This is a genomic window from Ruegeria sp. BG7, assembly GCF_056535685.1.
Genome location: NZ_JBQFIU010000002.1, coordinates 197,446 through 215,937, shown reverse-complemented (window position 1 = coordinate 215,937; position 18,492 = coordinate 197,446). Strand labels below are relative to the sequence as shown.

The following is an 18,492-nucleotide window of genomic DNA, read 5'->3' as shown; positions in this document are numbered from 1 at the left end:
CACAGTTCTTCGGCGTCAGAGCTTATAAAACCGCTTTGCTGTTTCACGAAACACTGCCGACTTGGCCTCTTCCGGGATTAATTCCGCATAGGCCCTCATGAGGGTTGCGTAGTCGCTGTACAGGCTGTCGACCGGAAAATTCGAACCATACATGGTTCGGTGCGCGCCGAATTGGTCAAGGCCTGTCTCGACAATCGGGCGGATGCTTTGGGTCGACCAGTGATGGTCAAACATGCCCAGACCCGAGAGTTTACAGGTCACGTGCGGCAAATCTGACAGCGTTCGCAGATTTTTGGCCCATTCATTCAACCCCGCAGTGCTGCGGTCATGGGGTGATCCAGCGTGGCAAAGCGCAACTTGCGTGTCTGGCGCTTTGGCCAACACACGAGCGGTTTTCTCGTAGAGTTCGGGGATCAGTTGCAAATCAAAGCTTAACCCTCGTCGCCCGGCCTCTTGCAAACCGGTCAGAAAGCGGGGGTCGTCCAACAGGGCGTTGGTGCCGGTTTGCGCATCCTCTCCGGGCGCGCGGCCAACGATCTGGCGCACGCCACGTACGGTGCTGAGGTGCTGGAACGCATCCAATTGGTCCGTCAGATCCGGTGCGGTCAGGTCGCAAAAGACCACTTGTGCCATGGGCCAGTTGGGGTTGGCGTCCGCCACCGATTGAACCCACCGGGCTTCGGCCATCCCATCTTCGGCCCCCACCTGAATATGGACCGAGGCGCGGATGCCCTGAGCTTGGGCATCTGCGTTGAATTCGCCCAAAAGGTAGTTCCGCTGAATGGTAGACGGGTCTCCAAAAAACCGCTCAACGCCTTTGGCCATCAGCCACGGGTAGTGAACGGCCTTTAGATCCCAAAGGTGATGATGCGCGTCTATCCAGCCAGTCATGTGCGCGGCACCTGTTGCATACGTCCCAGAATGTCTACGCCTTGCTGTTTCCAGAAATGCAGCAAGTCAATGAAAATCCAGTTTTCAGCCAGCTTGTCACCCGCGCGACGGTAAATGTCGATCACTCGGAATTCTCCGGCCTTGTCTGTGGCGGGCATGCCCATGAAGCCTCCGGTAGGGCGGGCGGTGAAGTTGGGCCAGCCGAAGAAGCCACCATAATGCCCCTCGGCCATGCGGCAGAGATGTTTGGTCTTTGACCGGTCGGTGAAACCTGCGCGGAACGGCCCTGCATGTTGCTTGGCGTAGCGCTCAATCGTGTAGGTCGCGCCGATCCCTGTGGGTCCCCACCACAACATGTCTTCGTGCCATGTGCGGCGCAGTTCATCCTCAAGGCTCAGCCCGCTGTTCCATTGACCCAGATCCGAGATCATCGCGTTGATCGCCGCCAGAGTCTGTTCACCTTCCTCTGGGGGTTGGGGGTCAAACATCAGCCCGTCATGGGTCATTGGTCCGGGCTGTACCAGTTGGGCAGCGGTTTGCGGCGGGAAGGGTTGCAGCCCGGCTTGCAACATTAGATGTGGAACATCGAAATACATCGCTGTTTCGGTGATCTTGCCATCTTCCACACGGTTGAATTCGCAATAGCGTAAAAAAGCCAACTTGCCGGTTGGCGCGATACCCAACCAGGGCGTATCGAACAAGCCCATCAGATGTCCCATCGACACCACCCAGACAGACGAGAAATCGTCCATTTCGTTGGCGCCTGCCATGAAGACATCCTGCCGCCTTTGTAATTGCGTCAGCGATGCGCGCAGGGGCGTCCAGAAGGTATCTGCAACGGCCTGAGGTCCGCGTATCTCGTCAAACGGATGAAACCCGCGCCAGATGTGATTCGAGCTGTAGTACTCTGACAGAACCTTGTGTTCCGCTCCTGTTTCGGAGCGGTCCAGTTGCTCATAAAACTCTTTGATTACTTGCTTTTCTGCCGAGAACCCGGACATCGAGTAACGCCTTTCTGCATACGATTGCAAAAAAACCTTGCCAAAATGACGCAGTTAAGTCTACCGTATTTGCAAGCGTATGCAAAAAATTTCCAATCCAACGGGAGAAGCGGATGGCCGAGATTCAATTGCGCAATGTTGGCAAGCGATGGGGTTCGTTTGTCGGCGTCGACAATTTCGATCTGACCATAGCTGACAAGGAGTTCCTGGTTCTGCTGGGTCCCTCAGGCTGCGGCAAAACCACAACGATGCGGATGATCGCGGGCCTGGAAGATGCCAGTGAAGGCGACATCATGATCGACGGCGTGCGCGTCAACGAAATGGAGCCGAAAGACCGCGATGTGGCGATGGTGTTCCAGTCTTACGCGCTCTATCCGAACATGAACGTGTACGAGAACATCCGCTTCCCGCTACGGGTACGCGGTATCGATCCTGCAACGCATGATGATAAGGTGCGCCGTGCCTCGGCAATGGTCGAACTGGACGACTTCCTGCATCGCAAACCAGCGGAACTGTCGGGCGGGCAGCGCCAGCGCGTTGCTTTGGCGCGCGCCATTGTGCGTGAGCCGAACGTCTTTTTGATGGACGAACCACTGTCCAACCTTGACGCGAAACTGCGGGTTTCAACTCGGGCGCAGATCAAGAACCTCAGCCATGAACTGGCAGTGACAACCATCTACGTGACACACGACCAGATCGAGGCAATGACGCTGGCAGATCGCGTTGTGGTGATGAAAAGCGGTGTCGTTCAGCAGGTCGGCAGCCCGACCGAAATCTACGACACCCCGGCCAATACATTTGTGGCCAGCTTTATCGGCAACCCGGCCATGAACCTGATGGAAGGCCAAGTCCGCAACGGCACGTTTGTCGCCGACCACGTGGAGATTCCGAATATCACTGCGCCTGATGGTCCCCTGACACTTGGGTTCCGCGCTGAAGATGCGACGCTGGCGGCGGAAGGGCAGGGGCAGATCAACGCTCCGATCTACACGCAGGAACTGCTGGGCGATGCGACGATGATTTCGGTTCGTGTCGGAGGCGCATTGGTATCCGTGAAGGCAGACAAGAACTTCCGGGCAGAGATCGACGATATGGTTTCCATTTCGGTTCCCACCGAAATTTGCCACCTGTTTGATGGCACGTCTGGACAACGGATCTGAAGAAAGCCCCGCCAAACCACCGGGAGCAACCCCGGGAATCTAACCCATGCGCGTAAGGGGCGCGCATCACTTTTCAAAGAAACAGGGAGATGAGATGTTTCTGAAAAATCTAGCTACCGCAACCGCCTTTGTGGGTCTGATGGGTACGGCTGCCTATGCGGCCAACTGTGGTCCCGAAGGTCAATCCATTCGCATTCTGGCCAGTGACTTCCCGGCCATCCACGCTGTCGCAGGTACTGCTGAGAGCAACTGTGCCGCCGGTGCGTCTGAGTTTTCCACCAACCACACGACCGAAGCCCGTCAGATCATGAACGCGGCCCTGACGCCGAATCCGGCTGAGTATTCCTCGGTGATTTTGGCAAACGCGACGCTGACTCAGCTGATGAATGACGGTCTGGTCCGCCCGCTGAACGATCTGGTTGAGAAGTACGGCGAAAACATCTCGCCCAACCTGCTGATCACCATCGACGGCAACGTCATGGCCGTAGCGTTCATGGCCAACTCGCAGCACCTGTTCTCGCGCAAGGACATTCTTGAGCAGGCAGGTTTCGAAGGCATCCCTGCCACGTACGAAGAGGTTCTAGAAGCCGCAGCCATGATCCGCGAAGCGGGTATCATGGAGCACCCGATTGTGATGAACCTGCAAACCGGCTGGAACGTCGGTGAGGTGTTCAACATGATCTATCTGGGTCATGGCGGTGAGTTCTTCGAGCCCGGTTCGGCGGAACCAGCGGTCAACAACGAAAAGGGCCTTGCTGCTCTGGAAGTCATGAAATCGCTGGCCGAGTATGCCCATCCTGACCACCTGACCCACGCCTCGAACGAGACGCAGGGCCTGTGGGAATCCGGTCAGGCGGCACTGGGTGTCATGTGGGGTTCGCGCGGTTCGCCAATCCTGGACGATGAAGGTTCGACCGAAGAAGTGACATCGAACACGGTTCTGTCTGCGGCGCCGACCGTTGGTGGTGGCTCGATCCCTTCGGCCACACTGTGGTGGGATGGCATCGCGATCTCGTCCAACGTATCGGATGAAGAGGCTGAAGCCACCTTTGCGGCTCTGGTCAGTGCTCTGACACCGGACATGGTTGCAGCCAACAATGACGACGCCGTTTGGCTGCTGGACGGCTTCCAGCCCGGACCGGCTGCGGCGGGTGTAGCGCAAACCGCTCAGGGTGGTGCCAAGCCTTATCCGATGATCCCGCAGATGGGCCTGCTGCACGCAGCGCTGGGCGCGGAACTGGCGGACTTCCTGAAGGGTGACGAAAGCGCTGAACAAGCGCTGGCCGATGTCGAGGCCGCCTACAGAACATCCGCTAAAGAAGCTGGTTTCCTCCAGTAATTCTGCCGGAACCGAGGGGGCTGTTCAGGCCCCCTCACACAACTCGGACTTCAGATCGGGACGAACGCCATGAAGCACCGCACCTTTTTCTGGTTCATTCTGCCGACGCTTTCCGCGATGATTTTGTTCATCGCCCTGCCTATCGTCTCGGTCTTTATTCAGTCGCTGTTTGTTGCGCACGAACAAGTTCTGGTCGTGTCTGAAAGCTGCGGCCCGTTCGGTTGTACGCCGACAACGTCGGTAGACCTTGAAGCAACGGCCAAGCTGCAAGAGGAACGGCCGCTGGGTCAGTTCAATGGTTTAGGAACTTACACCAACCGCTCGCATCTGGCTTTTGCAGAAGTAGGCGAGGCTTGGGCAAGCTCGGCTTCGATGGGTGAGTTCTTTTCGAAGGTCTACAACCTTCCGTTCTATAGCGCGCTGACCTTTACACTGGCCTACACGGCGATCGTAACCCCACTGGTGCTAGTCCTTGGTATGGCCATCGCAGTTGGCGTGAACAACTTGCCCAATATGCTCAAGGGGTTGGCGATTTTCATCTCGCTGTTGCCCTTCCTCGTTACACCGCTTGTGGGTTCTTTGATCCTGTTCTGGATGGTCGACAGTGATGGTGTGATTGGGGCCACGATTCAAAACATCTTCAACGATCCAACTCTGAGTTTGAAAGCATCGACCGCGCTGACATGGATCATGCTGATGTTTTACGGGGTGTGGCACACCTTACCCTTCAGCTTCATCACATTCTACGCGGGTTTGCAAACGGTCCCCGAGGACACGATGGAGGCCGCACAGATCGATGGTGCCACCAAATGGCAGCGTATGATCCATGTGATCGTACCGCACCTTGCCCCGCTGGTATCCTTTGTGACGCTGATGATGATCATGGATAACTTCCGCGTCTTTGAACCGATCGTCAGCTTCAAGGCTGAAGCGCACGCTCAGTCGCTCAGCTGGATCATCTACAATGACCTGCGCGAAAGCGGCAATCCGCTTTACGGTTCGGCCGGTGCGACTTCGCTGATTACCATTATTCTGGTGGTCATCCTGATGACGCCTGTGCTGATCCGCACCTGGCGCGACTTCACCCGCAAATCTCACTAGAGGACACGACATGGCGACCAAAGCACAATCTCGCATGACCCCGCTCAAGCTGTTCTCATACGCCTTTGTGGCGGTGTGGCTGATCATTGCGGCGTTCCCGTTCTTCTGGACCTTCTGGGGCAGTTTCAAGGTGCAGGCCGACTTCTTGTCAAAGGCCGACTGGATGAACGCCCTGACAGGTACCAACACAATCGAACAGACCGGAAGCGCCTTTACCGGTGCGGGCTATTACGGCGCCTGGGTGCTCGAGGATTTCTGGTTCAATTTCAGGAACACCGGCATCGTTGTGTTCTTTACCGTGGTCATCTCGCTGACCTTCGGCACCTTGGGCGGCTATGCTCTGGCCCGGTCCGGTTTTCGCTATGCCTTCTGGATCCTGATGGCTGCGCTGGTGTTCCGTGCCATGCCGCATATCACGCTAGTCTCGGGCTATCTGTTGCCGTTTTTCGAGTGGAATGTCTGGGGTATTCTGCCCACAACGATCATCGTGCTTGTGGCGATCAACCAGCCGTTCACGCTGTGGATGCTGCATTCTTTCTTCAAGAACATCCCCAAGGACATGGACGAAAGCGCCATGGTCGATGGTTGTACGCGGTTCCAGGCCTTCTGGCATGTGATCGTACCGGTCATGTGGCCCGGCGTGATCACCACAGGTCTGTTCAGCTTCCTGCTGGCCTATAACGACTTTGCCGTCACGGCGATGCTGTTGAGTGAAGAGAATGAGACCATCATTCCTGCCATCAACAGCTTCATGGGCACCACGCAAGTTGAAGGCAAGATCATGTACGCGGTTGCTGCTGTGGTCTCGACCACTGCCCCGCTGTTCGTCCTGATCCTGTTCTTCCAGCGCCAGATTGTCAGTGGTCTGACAGCCGGTGCGGTCAAAGGCTGATGAGTGCATCTGCAAGACATAACGCGGTTGCGCGCCATCCGGCGCTCAACCGGATGCCAAGAGATTTTCTGACACGCGGCTGACGTCCCTCTGCCAAACAGATCATCTCATTTGAATACGATTAAAGGACTGAAAACATGAAGGGTTCACGCCCCGAACAAGCCGTGCTGACCAAAGACACGGATATGAGCAAAACCGAAGAAACGCGCGCCGTCATCGAAGGGATGGTTGACGGGCTGAATGACCACCGCATCGATGACATCGGTGAATTTTTCGCGCAGGGTTTCCGCTGGATGGGCAACCAGGGCTGCGGCACCAAGACCGGGTTGAATGAATTCCAGGACAATTGGCAACGCCCTTTTCAGGCGGCGTTTTCCGACAAGACCTGCATTGATGAGGCGCGCCTTTACATGGGTGAATGGGCTGCGGCCTTTGGTCGTCAAGAAGCCACCCATTCGGGCGAGTTTCTGGGCATTCCCGCCACGGGCAAGCGTGTCGAAATTCGGTACATGGATTTCTGGAAAGTGGTTGACGGCAAGATTGTCGACAACTGGGTGAATGTCGATTTTGCCCATGTGGCAGCCCAATTGGGCGTTGATCTGTTCCAGGGGAACGGATGGGAAGCATATGACCGGGGCGAGAAAACTCCGCCTCGGCCCGCAAACTGAGGATTAGGACAATGGCTATCGAATACCTGAAACGTGGCAAGCCCGAGGCTGACAGGGCCGAGGATGACGCCAAGACCCGCGCTGTCGTTGAGGCGACCTTGAAGGACATCGAAGCGCGCGGCGATGCGGCCGTGCGTGAACTTTCTGAGAAGTTCGACAATTACTCACCCGAAAGCTATCGGCTGAGCCAGCAGCAGATCGATGATCTGATTGCTTCGCTGTCGGATCGCGAGCTGGCCGATATCAAGTTCGCACAGGAACAAGTGACAAATTTCGCCCAAGCGCAACGCGACTCGATGCTGGACATCGAGGTCGAGACGATGCCTGGCGTGATCCTGGGCCACAAGAACATACCGGTTCAGTCGGTGGGTTGCTATGTGCCCGGCGGCAAGTTCCCGATGGTGGCCTCGGCGCATATGTCGGTGGCAACAGCGAAAGTGGCGGGTGTACCGCGCATCATCGCCTGCACGCCTCCGTTCAATGGCGCGCCCAACGCTGCTGTGATCGCGGCGATGCATTTGGGTGGCGCGCATGAGATTTATGTGATGGGCGGTATTCAGGCCGTGGGCGCTATGGCCATCGGCACCGAAACCATCGACCCGGTTCATATGCTGGTCGGTCCCGGCAATGCATTTGTTGCTGAAGCCAAACGCCAGTTGTTTGGCCGTGTTGGTATCGATCTGTTCGCTGGTCCGACCGAGACCATGGTCATTGCAGATGAATCCGCGGCTGACGCTGAACTGTGCGCCACCGACCTGCTGGGTCAGGCCGAGCACGGTTATAACAGCCCCTGCGTTTTGCTGACCAACTCGCGCAAACTGGCCGAGGATACCCTGGTCGAGATCGAGCGCATTTTGGGCATTCTGCCGACTTCGGGCACCGCGCGGGTCAGCTGGGATGAATACGGCGAAGTGATAGTCTGCGACACCTATGACGAGATGCTGCAGGTTGCTGACGATATCGCCTCGGAACACGTTCAGGTCATGACCGACCGAGACGACTGGTTCCTTGAAAACATGACCTGTTATGGAGCGCTGTTCCTGGGTCCGCGCACAAATGTGGCCAATGGCGACAAGGTGATCGGGACCAACCACACGTTGCCCACCAAAAAGGCCGGTCGCTACACCGGCGGTCTGTGGGTTGGCAAGTTCCTGAAAACACACAGCTATCAGAAAGTACTGACGGATGAGGCCGCAACGATGATCGGCGAATATGGCTCGCGCCTGTGCATGCTTGAAGGCTTTGTCGGCCATGCCGAGCAATGCAATATCCGTGTGCGTCGCTATGGCGGCATCAATGTTCCTTACGGTGAGGGTGCGCCGTACCGGGAGGCCGCGGAATGAGCGACGTACATTCAGCAAACAAAGCGCTGATCGCGCCGCTTCGGGCGGCGATGTATGACTTTGAAGAAACCGGGGTACGCGCAGCGCTGGAAGCGCTGATTGCCCCGGATGCGGTGGTGCATATGTGCCACCCCTTTGGTGACCTGACTGGCCCGGTCGAGTTGTATGATAAATGCTACGCACCGCTACTGGCCTCGATGCCGGATTTGGAGCGGCGTGACTGGATCGTCATGGGAGGGCGTACCGAGCATGGCGGTGACTGGATCGGTTGCGGCGGCCATTACTATGGCACCTTCGTAGCACCTTGGCTGGATATTCCGCCAACAGGCCATCTGACTCATATGCGGTACCACGAATTCTACCGATTTGAAGATGGCAAGGTGGTCGAGATCCAAACGATCTGGGATATTCCGGAAGTCATGATTCAGGCCAATGCCTGGCCGATGGCACCGTCGCTTGGGCTTGAATTCTGCATTCCGGGCCCTGCGACACATGACGGCCTTGTGCCGGGGCCCTGGGATGAGGCGAAGTCGCAGGCGTCCTGTGAGCACATCGTGACAATGCTGGCACATCTCAAGAAGCACCCCACTCAGGGTGGTCCGGAAGTGATGGAGATGCCAAAGTTCTGGCACGAGCGCATGAATTGGTACGGACCTGCCGCAATCGGTACGGGGCGGGGAATTTCCGGGTTCCGCAACTGGCACCAAATTCCGTTTCTGAACGGAATGCCGGATCGTGGTCAGTATCTCGACGAGATTCAGTATCACTTCTTCGGTGACGGTGAATATGCAGCTGTGACCGGTTGGCCCGATATGATCCAGACTGTGACTCACGATGGTTGGATGGGCATTGCGCCGTCAGGCAAACGGATCTCCATGCGCAGCTTGGACTTCTGGCGTCTTGAGAACGGCAAGATCCGCGAAAACTGGGTCACCGTCGATATTCTGGATGCCTACAGGCAACTGGGTGTCGACGTGTTTGCCCGTCTGCGCGAGTTCAACAAAGCGCGGGTTCCTGGGTCGATCTCGTTCCCGGTCGGGGATGTCTAATATGGCGCAACTCCCCAGTACGCCCAGCTTCAACCTTGGCGGCAAGCGCGCTTTGGTTGCGGGGGCATCGTCCGGCATCGGCATGGCTTGTGCCGTGGCGCTGGCGGAACATGGGGCTGAGGTTACTCTTGCAGCGCGTCGGACGGGCGCGCTGCAAGAGATCGCGTCCGAGATGTCTGCGCGCGGCTGGTCGGCCAAGGTGCTGGAACTGGATGTATCCGATGTTGATGCCACTGCTGCGGCCGTGGCGGAAAACGGTCCGTTCGAGATCCTATTAAACTCGGCCGGGCTGGCCCGTCATGGCAAGGCGATTGACACGTCGGCACCGGATTTCGATGCGGTGATGAATGTCAATGTACGCGGTGCCTATTTCCTGACTCAGGCCGTGGCAAAGGGGTTGCTCGACGCAGGGCACCCTGGCTCGTTGATCAATATCTCAAGTCAGATGGGGCATGTGGGCGGGCGCGAGCGTGCTGTCTATTGTGCCTCAAAATTTGCAGTTGAAGGCTTCACCAAAGCCATGGCGCTTGAATTCGGTTCTGCAAAAATCCGGGTCAACACTATATGCCCGACATTTATTCTGACCGATCTGACACGTTCGACCTTCGACGACCCGGATAAGCGCGCTTGGATTCTAGACAAGATCAAGTTAGGCCGCCCTGGTGAGATTGAAGATATAATGGGCGCGGTGGTCTATCTGGCCTCGGATGCTTCAGCACTGGTAACAGGCACTTCGATGTTGGTGGATGGAGGCTGGACAGCGGACTGATGGGAACTCAGAAGGTCACATCATTGGACGTGGCACGGCGGGCAGGGGTAAGCCAATCCGCTGTCAGCCGTGTGTTTACGCCCGGTGCGTCGGCCTCGGAAAAGACCATCGCCAAGGTGCGCAAGGCTGCGGATGAGCTTGGGTACCGCCCCAATGTTCTGGCGCGTGCGGTGGTCTCTGGCAAAAGCCGGATCATCGGCCTTGTGGTCTCGTATCTGGACAACCAGTTTTATCCCGAAGCTTTGGAAAAGCTGACCAATCTACTGCAGGAACGTGGCTATCACGTGATGATCTTCATGGCACCGCAAGCGACAGTCAACGTCGACAAGGTGGTGTCTGAAATACTGGACTTTCAGGTTGATGGTATCATTGCGGCCTCGGTCACTCTGTCCTCTGAATTATCAGATCGGTGCCGCGCGGCGGGGGTGCCAATGGTGCTGTTCAACCGGGCGCAGGACGACCCGGCCATGTCTGCGGTCACGTCAGATAACATTGCAGGCGGGCGTAAGGTGGCTGAGTTCCTGCTGGCTGCGGGCCATAAGAAAATCGGCTACATCGCAGGTTGGGAAGGTACTTCGACCCAACGTGACCGCGAGGCAGGTTTTGTCCGGGCGTTGCGTGACGCAGGTGTCGAACTGCATGCGCGCGAGGTTGGTAACTTTGTAACCGAACAGGCGCAGGAAGCGACGCGGCGCATGTTCGCCTCGGATCCGCCCGATGCGCTGTTTGTGGCCAATGATCATATGGCGATTGCGGTGATGGATACGCTGCGCTTTGAATTGGGCGTCAAGGTGCCAGACGACGTATCTGTCGTTGGATATGACGATGTCTCGGTGGCCGCTTGGCCAACTTACGACCTGACAACCGTACGCCAGCGAGCCAATCGTATGGTGAGCGAAACGGTGGAAATTCTGCTCAGCAAAATCGATGACCCGGATGTTGGTCCGCGCCGGTTAGAGATTGATGGGCCTTTGATTGTTCGCGGCTCGGCCCGCATACCTGAAGGATGGAAGACATGAAGGGATTTGATCCCAAATTCAAAGATTTCCCCGACTATATCATCGGGATCACCAAGGAAATCTGGGAAGATCGCGGCATTGCAACGCTGCATCACTACTACTCGCCGGACATCGTTGTACGCTCGCCCGCTTCGGTGGTGCTGGGTAACCAGAACGTCATAGGGGCAACGATGGCAACTCTGACCGAATTCCCCGACCGGCAGTTGCTGGGCGAGGATGTGATCTGGTCCGGTACTCCGGAAGAAGGGATGCTGAGCTCGCACCGCATCATCTCGACCGCGACGCATCTGGCCGATGGTGTCTATGGCAAGGCGACAGGCAAGCAACTGCGCTATCGGATTCTGGCCGACTGCCATGCCATCGACAATCAGATCAACGATGAATGGCTGATCCGCGACCAGGGTGCCATCGTGCGCCAAATGGGCTGGGACCCCAAGGAATATGCTGCTGATCTGATCGCGCGTGAGGGCGGGCCGGAAAATTGCGTCAAACCGCTGACGCCCGCGACGGACCAGCCCGGCCCCTACAAGAGCAAAGGCAACGACAATGAATGGGGTCAGCGCTATGCCGACATCCTGACCCGGATCATGAGCGCCGATATGGGCGTGATCGAGGCCGAGTATGACCGCGCTGTACAATCCGAATATGTGGGCGGCGTCACCGGCCACGGCTGGGACTCGGTGGATCGGTTCTGGATGGGCCTGCGCGCCAGCTTCCCCAATGCCGAGTTCAAGATCGAACACCAGATCGGGCGAGACGATCCCAACATGGCCCCGCGCGCGGCAGTGCGGTGGAGCCTGCATGGTAAGCATGACGGCTGGGGCGTGTTCGGTGTTCCAACCGGGGCCGAGGTGTATGTGCTGGGCATCAGCCACGGTGAATTTGGCGAGTTGATCAGCGGCCAGCCGCAGTTGCGCCGGGAATACACCCTGTTTGACGAAACATCGGTCTGGAAACAGATCCTGTTGCAGACCGGCGGCAAGTAACATGTCCCGCCGTATCTCAAATCTGGATGCGGGGCAGGCGATGCGGCGGTACCACGCTCATCGTGCCAGCCTGCGCGCCCGGCGGCTGAATAATCGCCCGCCGGGGTTTGGGGTTTGATCCGTTCAAACCTCAAACCAAGCAAAGGAATACAGATATGAGTACCATTCAAAGCCGCATCGTCCGTTACGGAGAGCTGCAACCCTGCAAAACCGCTTTCATCGATGCCCACACACCCGGGTCGGACCAGAAAGAGAACTTTACCATCGTCGGCGGTGGCGTCTCGGAAAGCCCGGACCAGCACGTTCACATCACCGACAAGATCGGGTTCAACATCGGCGCGGCGGGGCAACCGCCGAAATGCCGCAACTCTTTGCACAGCCACACCACGGCCGAGGTGTTCTTTGTTGCCAAAGGTCGCTGGCGTTTCTTCTGGGGCCGGTATGGTACTGCTGGTGAGTTCATCGCTGAAGAGGGTGACATCTTCAACATCCCCACCGGCATCTTCCGCGGCTTCGAAAACGTTGGTCAGGACTACGGCATGATCATGTCGATCCTTGGTGGTGACGACGCGGGTGGTGGCGTGACATGGGCACCTCAGGTTATTGAAGACGCTCAAGCCCATGGCCTGATGCTGGGCAACAATGGCGTGCTTTATGACAGCAAGAAGGGTGAAGAGCTGCCGCACAATGTGCAGCCCATGCCCTTGCTGACCGAAGTGGAACTGAAAGCCTATCCCGAGGTTCCGGTTCAGGATGTGGTCGGTAAATACGTTGCCCGCTATTGGGACCTGATGGCGCTGTCGGCAAACAAGCCTGCTGTTGTGATCGGTGAAAACGGCCTGATCAAGGACAAGCCGGGCTTCGAGGTTGATTTCCTGACCCGTGGCTCAGCTGTGAACGATCGTGTCAAAGCAGAAAAACCGGTGGTTCTGATGCCCGCAAGTGGCCATTGGCGGATCGAGATCAACGATGTTGTGACCACATTGTCCAACGGCGATACCGCAGTGGTAATGCCGGGCGAAAGCTACAGCGCTCAACCCTCGATGACCGGTCAGGCCGGGCTCTACCGTATCACCGCAACCGATGATCCGGCAGGTGCAACCTGGACTGGTAACTAACACAGACGGAGACCCCGCATGACCAAAATTCTTACTTCACATGTGGGGTCTCTGCCCCGAACTCAGGACGTTGTGGACTTTATCTTCGCGCGCGAGAACAACGAGGCTTACGACGCCGCTGCTTTTGACGCTTGCATGACAGAAGCGGTTTCCGAAACCGTGCGTAAGCAGGTTGAGGCTGGCGTCGATATTGTCAGTGATGGCGAAACCTCAAAGATTTCCTATGCCACCTACGTCAAGGACCGCTACACGGGGTTTTCCGGTGACAGCCCGCGTAACGCGCCAGCTGATCTGAAAATGTTTCCCAGTTTTTTGGAACGCCTCGCTAATGACGGTGGTACGCCGCAATATGCGAGGCCCATGTGTACGGGCGAGGTCCGCTCGAAAGGTCAGGGCGAGCTTGAGAAAGATATTGCCAACCTCAAAGCTGCCATGGCTCAACATGGTGCTGAGCGCGGGTTCATGAACGCAGCCTCACCCGGTGTGATTTCCTTGTTCCTTCAAAACGACTTCTATCCCAAGCGTGAAGCTTATCTTGCGGCGCTGGCGGATGCGATGAAAGAAGAATACGAAACCATCGTGGCCTCTGGTCTGGACCTGCAATTGGACTGCCCCGATCTGGCCTTGTCGCGCCACATGCTGTTCACCGATCTGTCCGATGACGAGTTCCTCAAGATCGCCGATATGCATGTCGAGGCTCTGAACCATGCCTTGCAAAACGTACCGCAGGATCGCGTGCGCGTGCATATTTGCTGGGGCAACTACGAAGGGCCGCATTGTTGCGATATCGGAATGGACAAGGTGTTCACCACGCTGATGGCAACCAAAGCCCGCTATATATTGTTCGAGACCTCAAACCCGCGTCACGCCCACGAATGGACCGTGTTCCGCGACCGCAAGGCCGAGATCCCGGACGACAAGGTTCTGGTGCCCGGTGTCGTCGACACCACCACCAATTTCGTCGAGCATCCCGAATTGGTGGCCCAGCGAATTGAGCGTTTCAAGGACATCGTGGGGGCAGATCGTGTGATTGCCGGCAGTGACTGCGGCTTTGGCACCTTTGCCGGTTTTGGGGCCGTAGACCCTCAGATCGCCTATGCCAAACTGGCTTCGCTGTCCGAAGGGGCTAAGCTGGCTTCGGCATGACACCATTGATCCTTTTACCGGGCATGATGTGCGATGCCCGGCTCTTTGGTCCCCAGATCGAGGCGTTGTCGGGTAAGATGCCGGTCATGACCTTTCCGCTGCATCAGCATGACAGCGTCGAGGCCCTGGCTGCTGAAATTCTGGCCCACGCACCGCCCGCCTTTGCGCTTGCCGGGCTGTCGATGGGCGGGATCGTGGCGATGGAAGTGTTGCGACAAGCGCCCGCGCGCACCCAAAAGCTGGTGCTTATGGACACCAACCCCTTGGCGGAAACGTCCGAGGTCAAAGCCCGCCGTGCCCCTCAGATCGAGGCCGTAAAGAATGGTAAGCTGCGAAACGTGATGCGGGACGAGATGAAGCCGAATTATTTGGCAGATGGCCCTCATCAGGGGGCGATACTTGACCTGTGCATGGCAATGGCCACTGATCTGGGGCCCGAGGCATTTCTGCGCCAGTCCCACGCTTTGATGAACCGCCCGGACCAACGCCAGACCCTATCTGCCTATTCCGGAAAAACTCTGGTTCTCTGCGGCAGGGAAGATGGTCTTTGCCCGGTCGAGCGGCATCAGTTGATGCATGATCTGCTGCCAAACAGCGTGTTTGAGATCATCGAAGAAGCCGGGCATTTGCCCACATTGGAACAACCAAACAAAACCACGGCGGCGTTGATCCGCTGGTTGGAGGACACATGACACCGTCACTTTTGTCACTGCTCCGCAAAGTGGATACGCCCACTGTCTGCAACGCCATTGAGGTGGCGCAAGGCAAGCGCGGGTTCAACGGCTTTACCCGCGGCACCATGCTGTGCTCGGCTCCGGACGAACCAGCCATTGTCGGCTATGCCCGCACAGCCAAGATTGCAGCGGTCAATCCGCCAACCGAACCCGCCGATGTCATCAAGGCGCGCCGAATGGCCTATTACAAGTACATGGCCGAAGGGCCCGCGCCTTCGGTGGCAGTGGTTGAGGATTTGGATTTCCCCGATTGCATCGGTGCCTATTGGGGAGAGATCAACACTACGGTCCACAAGGGATTTGGCATGTCGGGGGCATTGACCAACGGCGTGATGCGGGATCTGGGGGACGTGCCCGAAGGATTCCCCGTTGTTGCTGGGTCTGTTGGCCCAAGCCACGGCTTTGTCCATGTCCGCGAGATTGACACGCCCGTCACGATTTTTAGCCTGACGGTCAATCCCGGTGACTTGATCCATGCGGATCGGCACGGTGCGTTGGCGATTCCCGAAGACGTTGTTGACCAGCTTGAGGCCGCAATCCAGAAGCTGCTGACCACGGAACGTATCGTCCTGGACGCGGCTGCGCAGCCAGGATTTGATTTTGATGCCTTCTCGGTCGCTTGGTCTGAGTTCGAGAAAGCTCGTACCTGAAGACGTGTGACTCAACTGGATCGAGCCTGCGGATTCTGGTTCCAGCATAAAATTGTGGTTGCCGGTCGATAGATTACAATCCGGCCGTCACAACTTCGTTGAACAGTCCAAAACTGCAATGCGGTTCGTCTCTTACCGCCAGAGGGACAACATGTCTGGGTGCGCTGGGTATCGAGCGATCTCTAATCCGTAATTTACGCTACACTGTGGCGCGCCAAAAAGCCCGACAGCTTTTTCAACCCGGCCTTAAGGTCCGCTGTCGGATTGGTGTAGCCAAGGCGCAGCCAGCCCTCCATGTCCATCGCGCTGCCCGGTGTCAGCATCACGCCTTCTTCTTTCAAAAGCATCACGCAAAGATCGCGTGACGACATAGGCAAATCATACTTTAGCAGCGCCGTGGTGCCTGATTTTGGCGGTACCCAGCTTAGCAGTGGTTCATTTGCCATCCAATCTTCGACGATCTTCAGGTTCTCTCGCGTGATCCGCTGTGCGCGCGCCAAAATTTTATCGCGGTTTTCAAGCGCAATGGCCGCGAGCATTTCGTCCACCTGACCGACCGAGATGGTGTTGTAGTCACGGTGGATCATCACATCATGAAGCATATCTTTGGGCCCCGCGATCCAGCCGACCCGCAACCCGGCCAATGAATACGCCTTGGACATACCTGCCGTGCTGATCCCTTTTTCGTAAAGATCGACCACGGCCGCCGTGAAGCCATCACCGGTCTGGTCGGTGCCGCGATAGACTTCATCGCACAAAAGCCATGCATCGATGCTGCGCGCGATTTCGACGATTTGTTCCAGCAAGGCACGGTCCATCAAAGCGCCGGTCGGGTTGTTCGGATTGTTGATCGCAATCAACCGCGTGTTGGGTCGAACCATCGCGCGCAACTTGTCGAGATCGGGCAGAAACGCGTTTTCTGGGGTCAGGTGCAACAGCTCTATTTCCGCTCCGATGCTTTCGGGGATCGAGTAATGCTGCTGATAGGTCGGGATCACCGAAATCACGTGATCCCCGCGCGCAACCAGCGTTTGATGCACCAAAGAGTTGGCACCGATGGTTCCATGGGTTGTCAGGATATTTTCACGAGTCTGGTTTTCGTACAGCCCACTGATGGCATCGCGCAAACGGTCCGAACCTTCGATTGCGCCATAGGTCATCTTCATGGCGGACAGATCGTTCAGAATGCTGTTGTGTTGGCCCGCCATCTCAAAGAGCTCACCCAGTGTAATAGACTCGACGCAGGTTTCAGCCAGATTGAGTTCGCACTTGGTTTCGAACTCGTTCATCCACATTTCGACACCGAAAGGCCTGATATCCATGGGTCTCTCCTATCGTCTCAGTAAAGCCGAAGCCGCGACATTGATGGCGCGTGCCACCATGGTATCTTCCAGACTCGGGTCAATGGAAAGTAGGAACACAAGATTTTTGCTCGGCTTCGTCTCTGAGACACCAAGCCGACAGAATTGACCTTTCAGATGAACAAGCCGTCGGCTCAAGAATTCAAAACAGAGCTGTCGGGATTAAGTTTGACAATGCCCGCTGACTTTTTCGCGAAACAAAAGGTGCATGCCCTTACCGCTCGCCAAAATTTGGCTGCCTTGCGTTAAAAACTCGTCCAGGGGTTCGCAGTCGATCTGCCCTCCGGCCTCCTGGATCATCGGAATGGCGGCAAAAGCATCCCAGGGGTTCAAATGGGCCTCATAGTAACCTTCAGCCTGACCGGTGGCCACGGCCAGCAAGCTGATCGCAGCAGAGCCGTTGCGGCGGTAATCTATACCTGCACCCAGCAAAGCCTCGATCAACTGAGTATGTTCTGTAAATGGTCGGCGGGTCGACCAGCCCAACATCAATTGAGAACGGGTTGGTTCAGCGCAAGTGGAAACACTCAGGCGTTTTTCGTTCAGCCACGCGCCACCCCCGACAGACGCCCAGGCCAACATGTTCAGGTCTGGCGCGCAAATGACACCAAGCGGTATGTTTTGGCCGTCATAAAACGCTATGCAAACGCCCCAGTCGCGATGCCCGCGCATGAAGTTGGCGGTCCCGTCAATCGGGTCCACAACCCAAAACGCATTGCCCGACCCGGATACGCCGTCCTCTTCACCCAATATGGCGTCGTCTGGCCAGCTTTCCGCGATGCGTTGACGTATCAGGTCTTCGACCGCGCGATCCGCGAAGGTGACAAAATCCTGTGGGCCTTTCTCGGCGATGAATTCAGCACCGCGCTCGTCGCGAAGACGCACAGCCAGCGCAGCGGCGTCTTGGGCCAAAGACTTGGCGAAGGCCAGCCGGTTCTCGACATCGGTCATGTCAGCTTCCCACCTTGGCCAAAACTTCCGATTTCAGAAACCGTTCGATGAACAACATGAATCCAACCGATGGGACCAACAGAATGAGCGCAGTGATTGAGGCGATTTGATAGTTCCCCTCCATTGATGCGGTGAACAACAGCAAGGGCATCGTCGTAATGTCCGGCACGCCAACAAAGTACGTTCCGGTGAACTCGTCCAGCGAGATCAGGAATACGAAGATTGCACTGGCCATCAGTCCGGGAAGGGCAAGCGGTAAGGTGACAGTGCGGAACACCGTGAAGGGTGACGCCCCCATATTTGCGGCGGCTTCC

Annotated in this window: 18 protein-coding genes and 1 pseudogene; 14 read left to right on the top strand and 5 right to left on the bottom strand. The window is 57.0% G+C overall.

Going from position 1 to position 18,492, the window contains the following annotated elements; genetic code table 11:
* Positions 1–15: 15 nt before the first annotated feature.
* The gene (locus tag ACR3EH_RS18955; protein WP_171187554.1) at positions 16–891 is read right to left on the bottom strand and encodes an amidohydrolase family protein; all 876 of its coding nucleotides are present in this window, start codon (positions 889–891) and stop codon (positions 16–18) included.
* Positions 888–1,892, bottom strand: a complete 1,005-nt coding sequence (locus tag ACR3EH_RS18950; RefSeq protein ID WP_171187556.1) for an ester cyclase — start codon at positions 1,890–1,892, stop codon at positions 888–890. The genes ACR3EH_RS18955 and ACR3EH_RS18950 overlap by 4 nt, the downstream gene beginning before the upstream one ends.
* Positions 1,893–2,005: 113 nt before the next feature.
* Between ACR3EH_RS18950 and ACR3EH_RS18945 the strand changes: the two genes are divergently transcribed.
* From ACR3EH_RS18945 to ACR3EH_RS18880, 14 genes are all read left to right on the top strand, one after another.
* Positions 2,006–3,052, top strand: a complete 1,047-nt coding sequence (locus tag ACR3EH_RS18945; RefSeq protein ID WP_171095304.1) for an ABC transporter ATP-binding protein — start codon at positions 2,006–2,008, stop codon at positions 3,050–3,052.
* Between the two features lie 94 nt (positions 3,053–3,146).
* Positions 3,147–4,391: an ABC transporter substrate-binding protein gene (locus ACR3EH_RS18940; RefSeq protein ID WP_171095302.1), complete on the top strand. Its 1,245-nt coding sequence runs from the start codon at positions 3,147–3,149 to the stop codon at positions 4,389–4,391.
* Between the two features lie 69 nt (positions 4,392–4,460).
* Positions 4,461–5,492, top strand: a complete 1,032-nt coding sequence (locus ACR3EH_RS18935) for a carbohydrate ABC transporter permease (protein WP_171187558.1) — start codon at positions 4,461–4,463, stop codon at positions 5,490–5,492.
* A gap of 10 nt (positions 5,493–5,502) precedes the next feature.
* Positions 5,503–6,384: a carbohydrate ABC transporter permease gene (locus ACR3EH_RS18930; RefSeq protein WP_171187560.1), complete on the top strand. Its 882-nt coding sequence runs from the start codon at positions 5,503–5,505 to the stop codon at positions 6,382–6,384.
* 137 nt (positions 6,385–6,521) lie between these two features.
* The gene (locus ACR3EH_RS18925; RefSeq protein ID WP_171187562.1) at positions 6,522–7,052 is read left to right on the top strand and encodes an ester cyclase; all 531 of its coding nucleotides are present in this window, start codon (positions 6,522–6,524) and stop codon (positions 7,050–7,052) included.
* A gap of 11 nt (positions 7,053–7,063) precedes the next feature.
* On the top strand, positions 7,064–8,395 hold the full coding sequence (hisD, locus tag ACR3EH_RS18920; protein WP_171187564.1) for a histidinol dehydrogenase: 1,332 nt from the start codon (positions 7,064–7,066) through the stop codon (positions 8,393–8,395).
* Entirely contained in the window at positions 8,392–9,444 is a 1,053-nt protein-coding gene (locus ACR3EH_RS18915) for an ester cyclase (protein ID WP_171187566.1), read from the top strand. The genes hisD and ACR3EH_RS18915 overlap by 4 nt, the downstream gene beginning before the upstream one ends.
* A 1-nt stretch (position 9,445) precedes the next feature.
* A complete protein-coding gene (locus ACR3EH_RS18910; RefSeq protein ID WP_171187567.1) occupies positions 9,446–10,213 on the top strand; it encodes an SDR family NAD(P)-dependent oxidoreductase in 768 nt (255 codons plus the stop codon).
* On the top strand, positions 10,213–11,232 hold the full coding sequence (locus ACR3EH_RS18905; protein ID WP_171187569.1) for a LacI family DNA-binding transcriptional regulator: 1,020 nt from the start codon (positions 10,213–10,215) through the stop codon (positions 11,230–11,232). Before ACR3EH_RS18910 ends, ACR3EH_RS18905 begins: the two co-directional genes overlap by 1 nt.
* Positions 11,229–12,218: a nuclear transport factor 2 family protein gene (locus tag ACR3EH_RS18900; protein ID WP_171187570.1), complete on the top strand. Its 990-nt coding sequence runs from the start codon at positions 11,229–11,231 to the stop codon at positions 12,216–12,218. Before ACR3EH_RS18905 ends, ACR3EH_RS18900 begins: the two co-directional genes overlap by 4 nt.
* Positions 12,219–12,373: 155 nt before the next feature.
* Positions 12,374–13,336, top strand: coding sequence for a cupin domain-containing protein (locus ACR3EH_RS18895; protein WP_171095283.1), 963 nt, complete (start codon positions 12,374–12,376; stop codon positions 13,334–13,336).
* Positions 13,337–13,354: 18 nt separating this feature from the next.
* Positions 13,355–14,482 carry a cobalamin-independent methionine synthase II family protein gene (locus tag ACR3EH_RS18890; RefSeq protein WP_171187572.1) on the top strand — a complete coding sequence of 376 codons (1,128 nt, stop codon included), beginning with the start codon at positions 13,355–13,357 and terminating at the stop codon, positions 14,480–14,482.
* The gene (locus ACR3EH_RS18885) at positions 14,479–15,174 is read left to right on the top strand and encodes an alpha/beta fold hydrolase (protein WP_171187574.1); all 696 of its coding nucleotides are present in this window, start codon (positions 14,479–14,481) and stop codon (positions 15,172–15,174) included. Before ACR3EH_RS18890 ends, ACR3EH_RS18885 begins: the two co-directional genes overlap by 4 nt.
* Complete coding sequence (locus tag ACR3EH_RS18880) at positions 15,171–15,866, top strand: RraA family protein (protein ID WP_171187576.1); 696 nt, start codon at positions 15,171–15,173, stop codon at positions 15,864–15,866. The genes ACR3EH_RS18885 and ACR3EH_RS18880 overlap by 4 nt, the downstream gene beginning before the upstream one ends.
* A gap of 194 nt (positions 15,867–16,060) precedes the next feature.
* On the opposite strand, the gene ACR3EH_RS18875 is transcribed toward ACR3EH_RS18880, so the two are convergent.
* From ACR3EH_RS18875 to ACR3EH_RS18865, 3 genes and pseudogenes are all read right to left on the bottom strand, one after another.
* The gene (locus ACR3EH_RS18875) at positions 16,061–17,188 is read right to left on the bottom strand and encodes an aminotransferase (protein WP_171187578.1); all 1,128 of its coding nucleotides are present in this window, start codon (positions 17,186–17,188) and stop codon (positions 16,061–16,063) included.
* Between the two features lie 201 nt (positions 17,189–17,389).
* Positions 17,390–18,178, bottom strand: coding sequence for an inositol monophosphatase family protein (locus ACR3EH_RS18870; RefSeq protein WP_171676274.1), 789 nt, complete (start codon positions 18,176–18,178; stop codon positions 17,390–17,392).
* 1 nt (position 18,179) lies between these two features.
* Positions 18,180–18,488, bottom strand: a pseudogene (locus ACR3EH_RS18865) (ABC transporter permease); the annotation flags it as partial.
* Between the last annotated feature and the right edge of the window lie 4 nt (positions 18,489–18,492).

Bases quoted from the DNA above. Each gene is read 5' to 3' on its own strand.
- ACR3EH_RS18955 (WP_171187554.1), bottom strand. From the start codon at position 891: ATGACTGGCTGGATAGACGCGCATCATCACCTTTGGGATCTAAAGGCC.
- ACR3EH_RS18950 (WP_171187556.1), bottom strand. From the start codon at position 1,892: ATGTCCGGGTTCTCGGCAGAAAAGCAAGTAATCAAAGAGTTTTATGAG.
- ACR3EH_RS18945 (WP_171095304.1), top strand. From the start codon at position 2,006: ATGGCCGAGATTCAATTGCGCAATGTTGGCAAGCGATGGGGTTCGTTT.
- ACR3EH_RS18940 (WP_171095302.1), top strand. From the start codon at position 3,147: ATGTTTCTGAAAAATCTAGCTACCGCAACCGCCTTTGTGGGTCTGATG.
- ACR3EH_RS18935 (WP_171187558.1), top strand. From the start codon at position 4,461: ATGAAGCACCGCACCTTTTTCTGGTTCATTCTGCCGACGCTTTCCGCG.
- ACR3EH_RS18930 (WP_171187560.1), top strand. From the start codon at position 5,503: ATGGCGACCAAAGCACAATCTCGCATGACCCCGCTCAAGCTGTTCTCA.
- ACR3EH_RS18925 (WP_171187562.1), top strand. From the start codon at position 6,522: ATGAAGGGTTCACGCCCCGAACAAGCCGTGCTGACCAAAGACACGGAT.
- hisD (WP_171187564.1), top strand. From the start codon at position 7,064: ATGGCTATCGAATACCTGAAACGTGGCAAGCCCGAGGCTGACAGGGCC.
- ACR3EH_RS18915 (WP_171187566.1), top strand. From the start codon at position 8,392: ATGAGCGACGTACATTCAGCAAACAAAGCGCTGATCGCGCCGCTTCGG.
- ACR3EH_RS18910 (WP_171187567.1), top strand. From the start codon at position 9,446: ATGGCGCAACTCCCCAGTACGCCCAGCTTCAACCTTGGCGGCAAGCGC.
- ACR3EH_RS18905 (WP_171187569.1), top strand. From the start codon at position 10,213: ATGGGAACTCAGAAGGTCACATCATTGGACGTGGCACGGCGGGCAGGG.
- ACR3EH_RS18900 (WP_171187570.1), top strand. From the start codon at position 11,229: ATGAAGGGATTTGATCCCAAATTCAAAGATTTCCCCGACTATATCATC.
- ACR3EH_RS18895 (WP_171095283.1), top strand. From the start codon at position 12,374: ATGAGTACCATTCAAAGCCGCATCGTCCGTTACGGAGAGCTGCAACCC.
- ACR3EH_RS18890 (WP_171187572.1), top strand. From the start codon at position 13,355: ATGACCAAAATTCTTACTTCACATGTGGGGTCTCTGCCCCGAACTCAG.
- ACR3EH_RS18885 (WP_171187574.1), top strand. From the start codon at position 14,479: ATGACACCATTGATCCTTTTACCGGGCATGATGTGCGATGCCCGGCTC.
- ACR3EH_RS18880 (WP_171187576.1), top strand. From the start codon at position 15,171: ATGACACCGTCACTTTTGTCACTGCTCCGCAAAGTGGATACGCCCACT.
- ACR3EH_RS18875 (WP_171187578.1), bottom strand. From the start codon at position 17,188: ATGGATATCAGGCCTTTCGGTGTCGAAATGTGGATGAACGAGTTCGAA.
- ACR3EH_RS18870 (WP_171676274.1), bottom strand. From the start codon at position 18,178: ATGACCGATGTCGAGAACCGGCTGGCCTTCGCCAAGTCTTTGGCCCAA.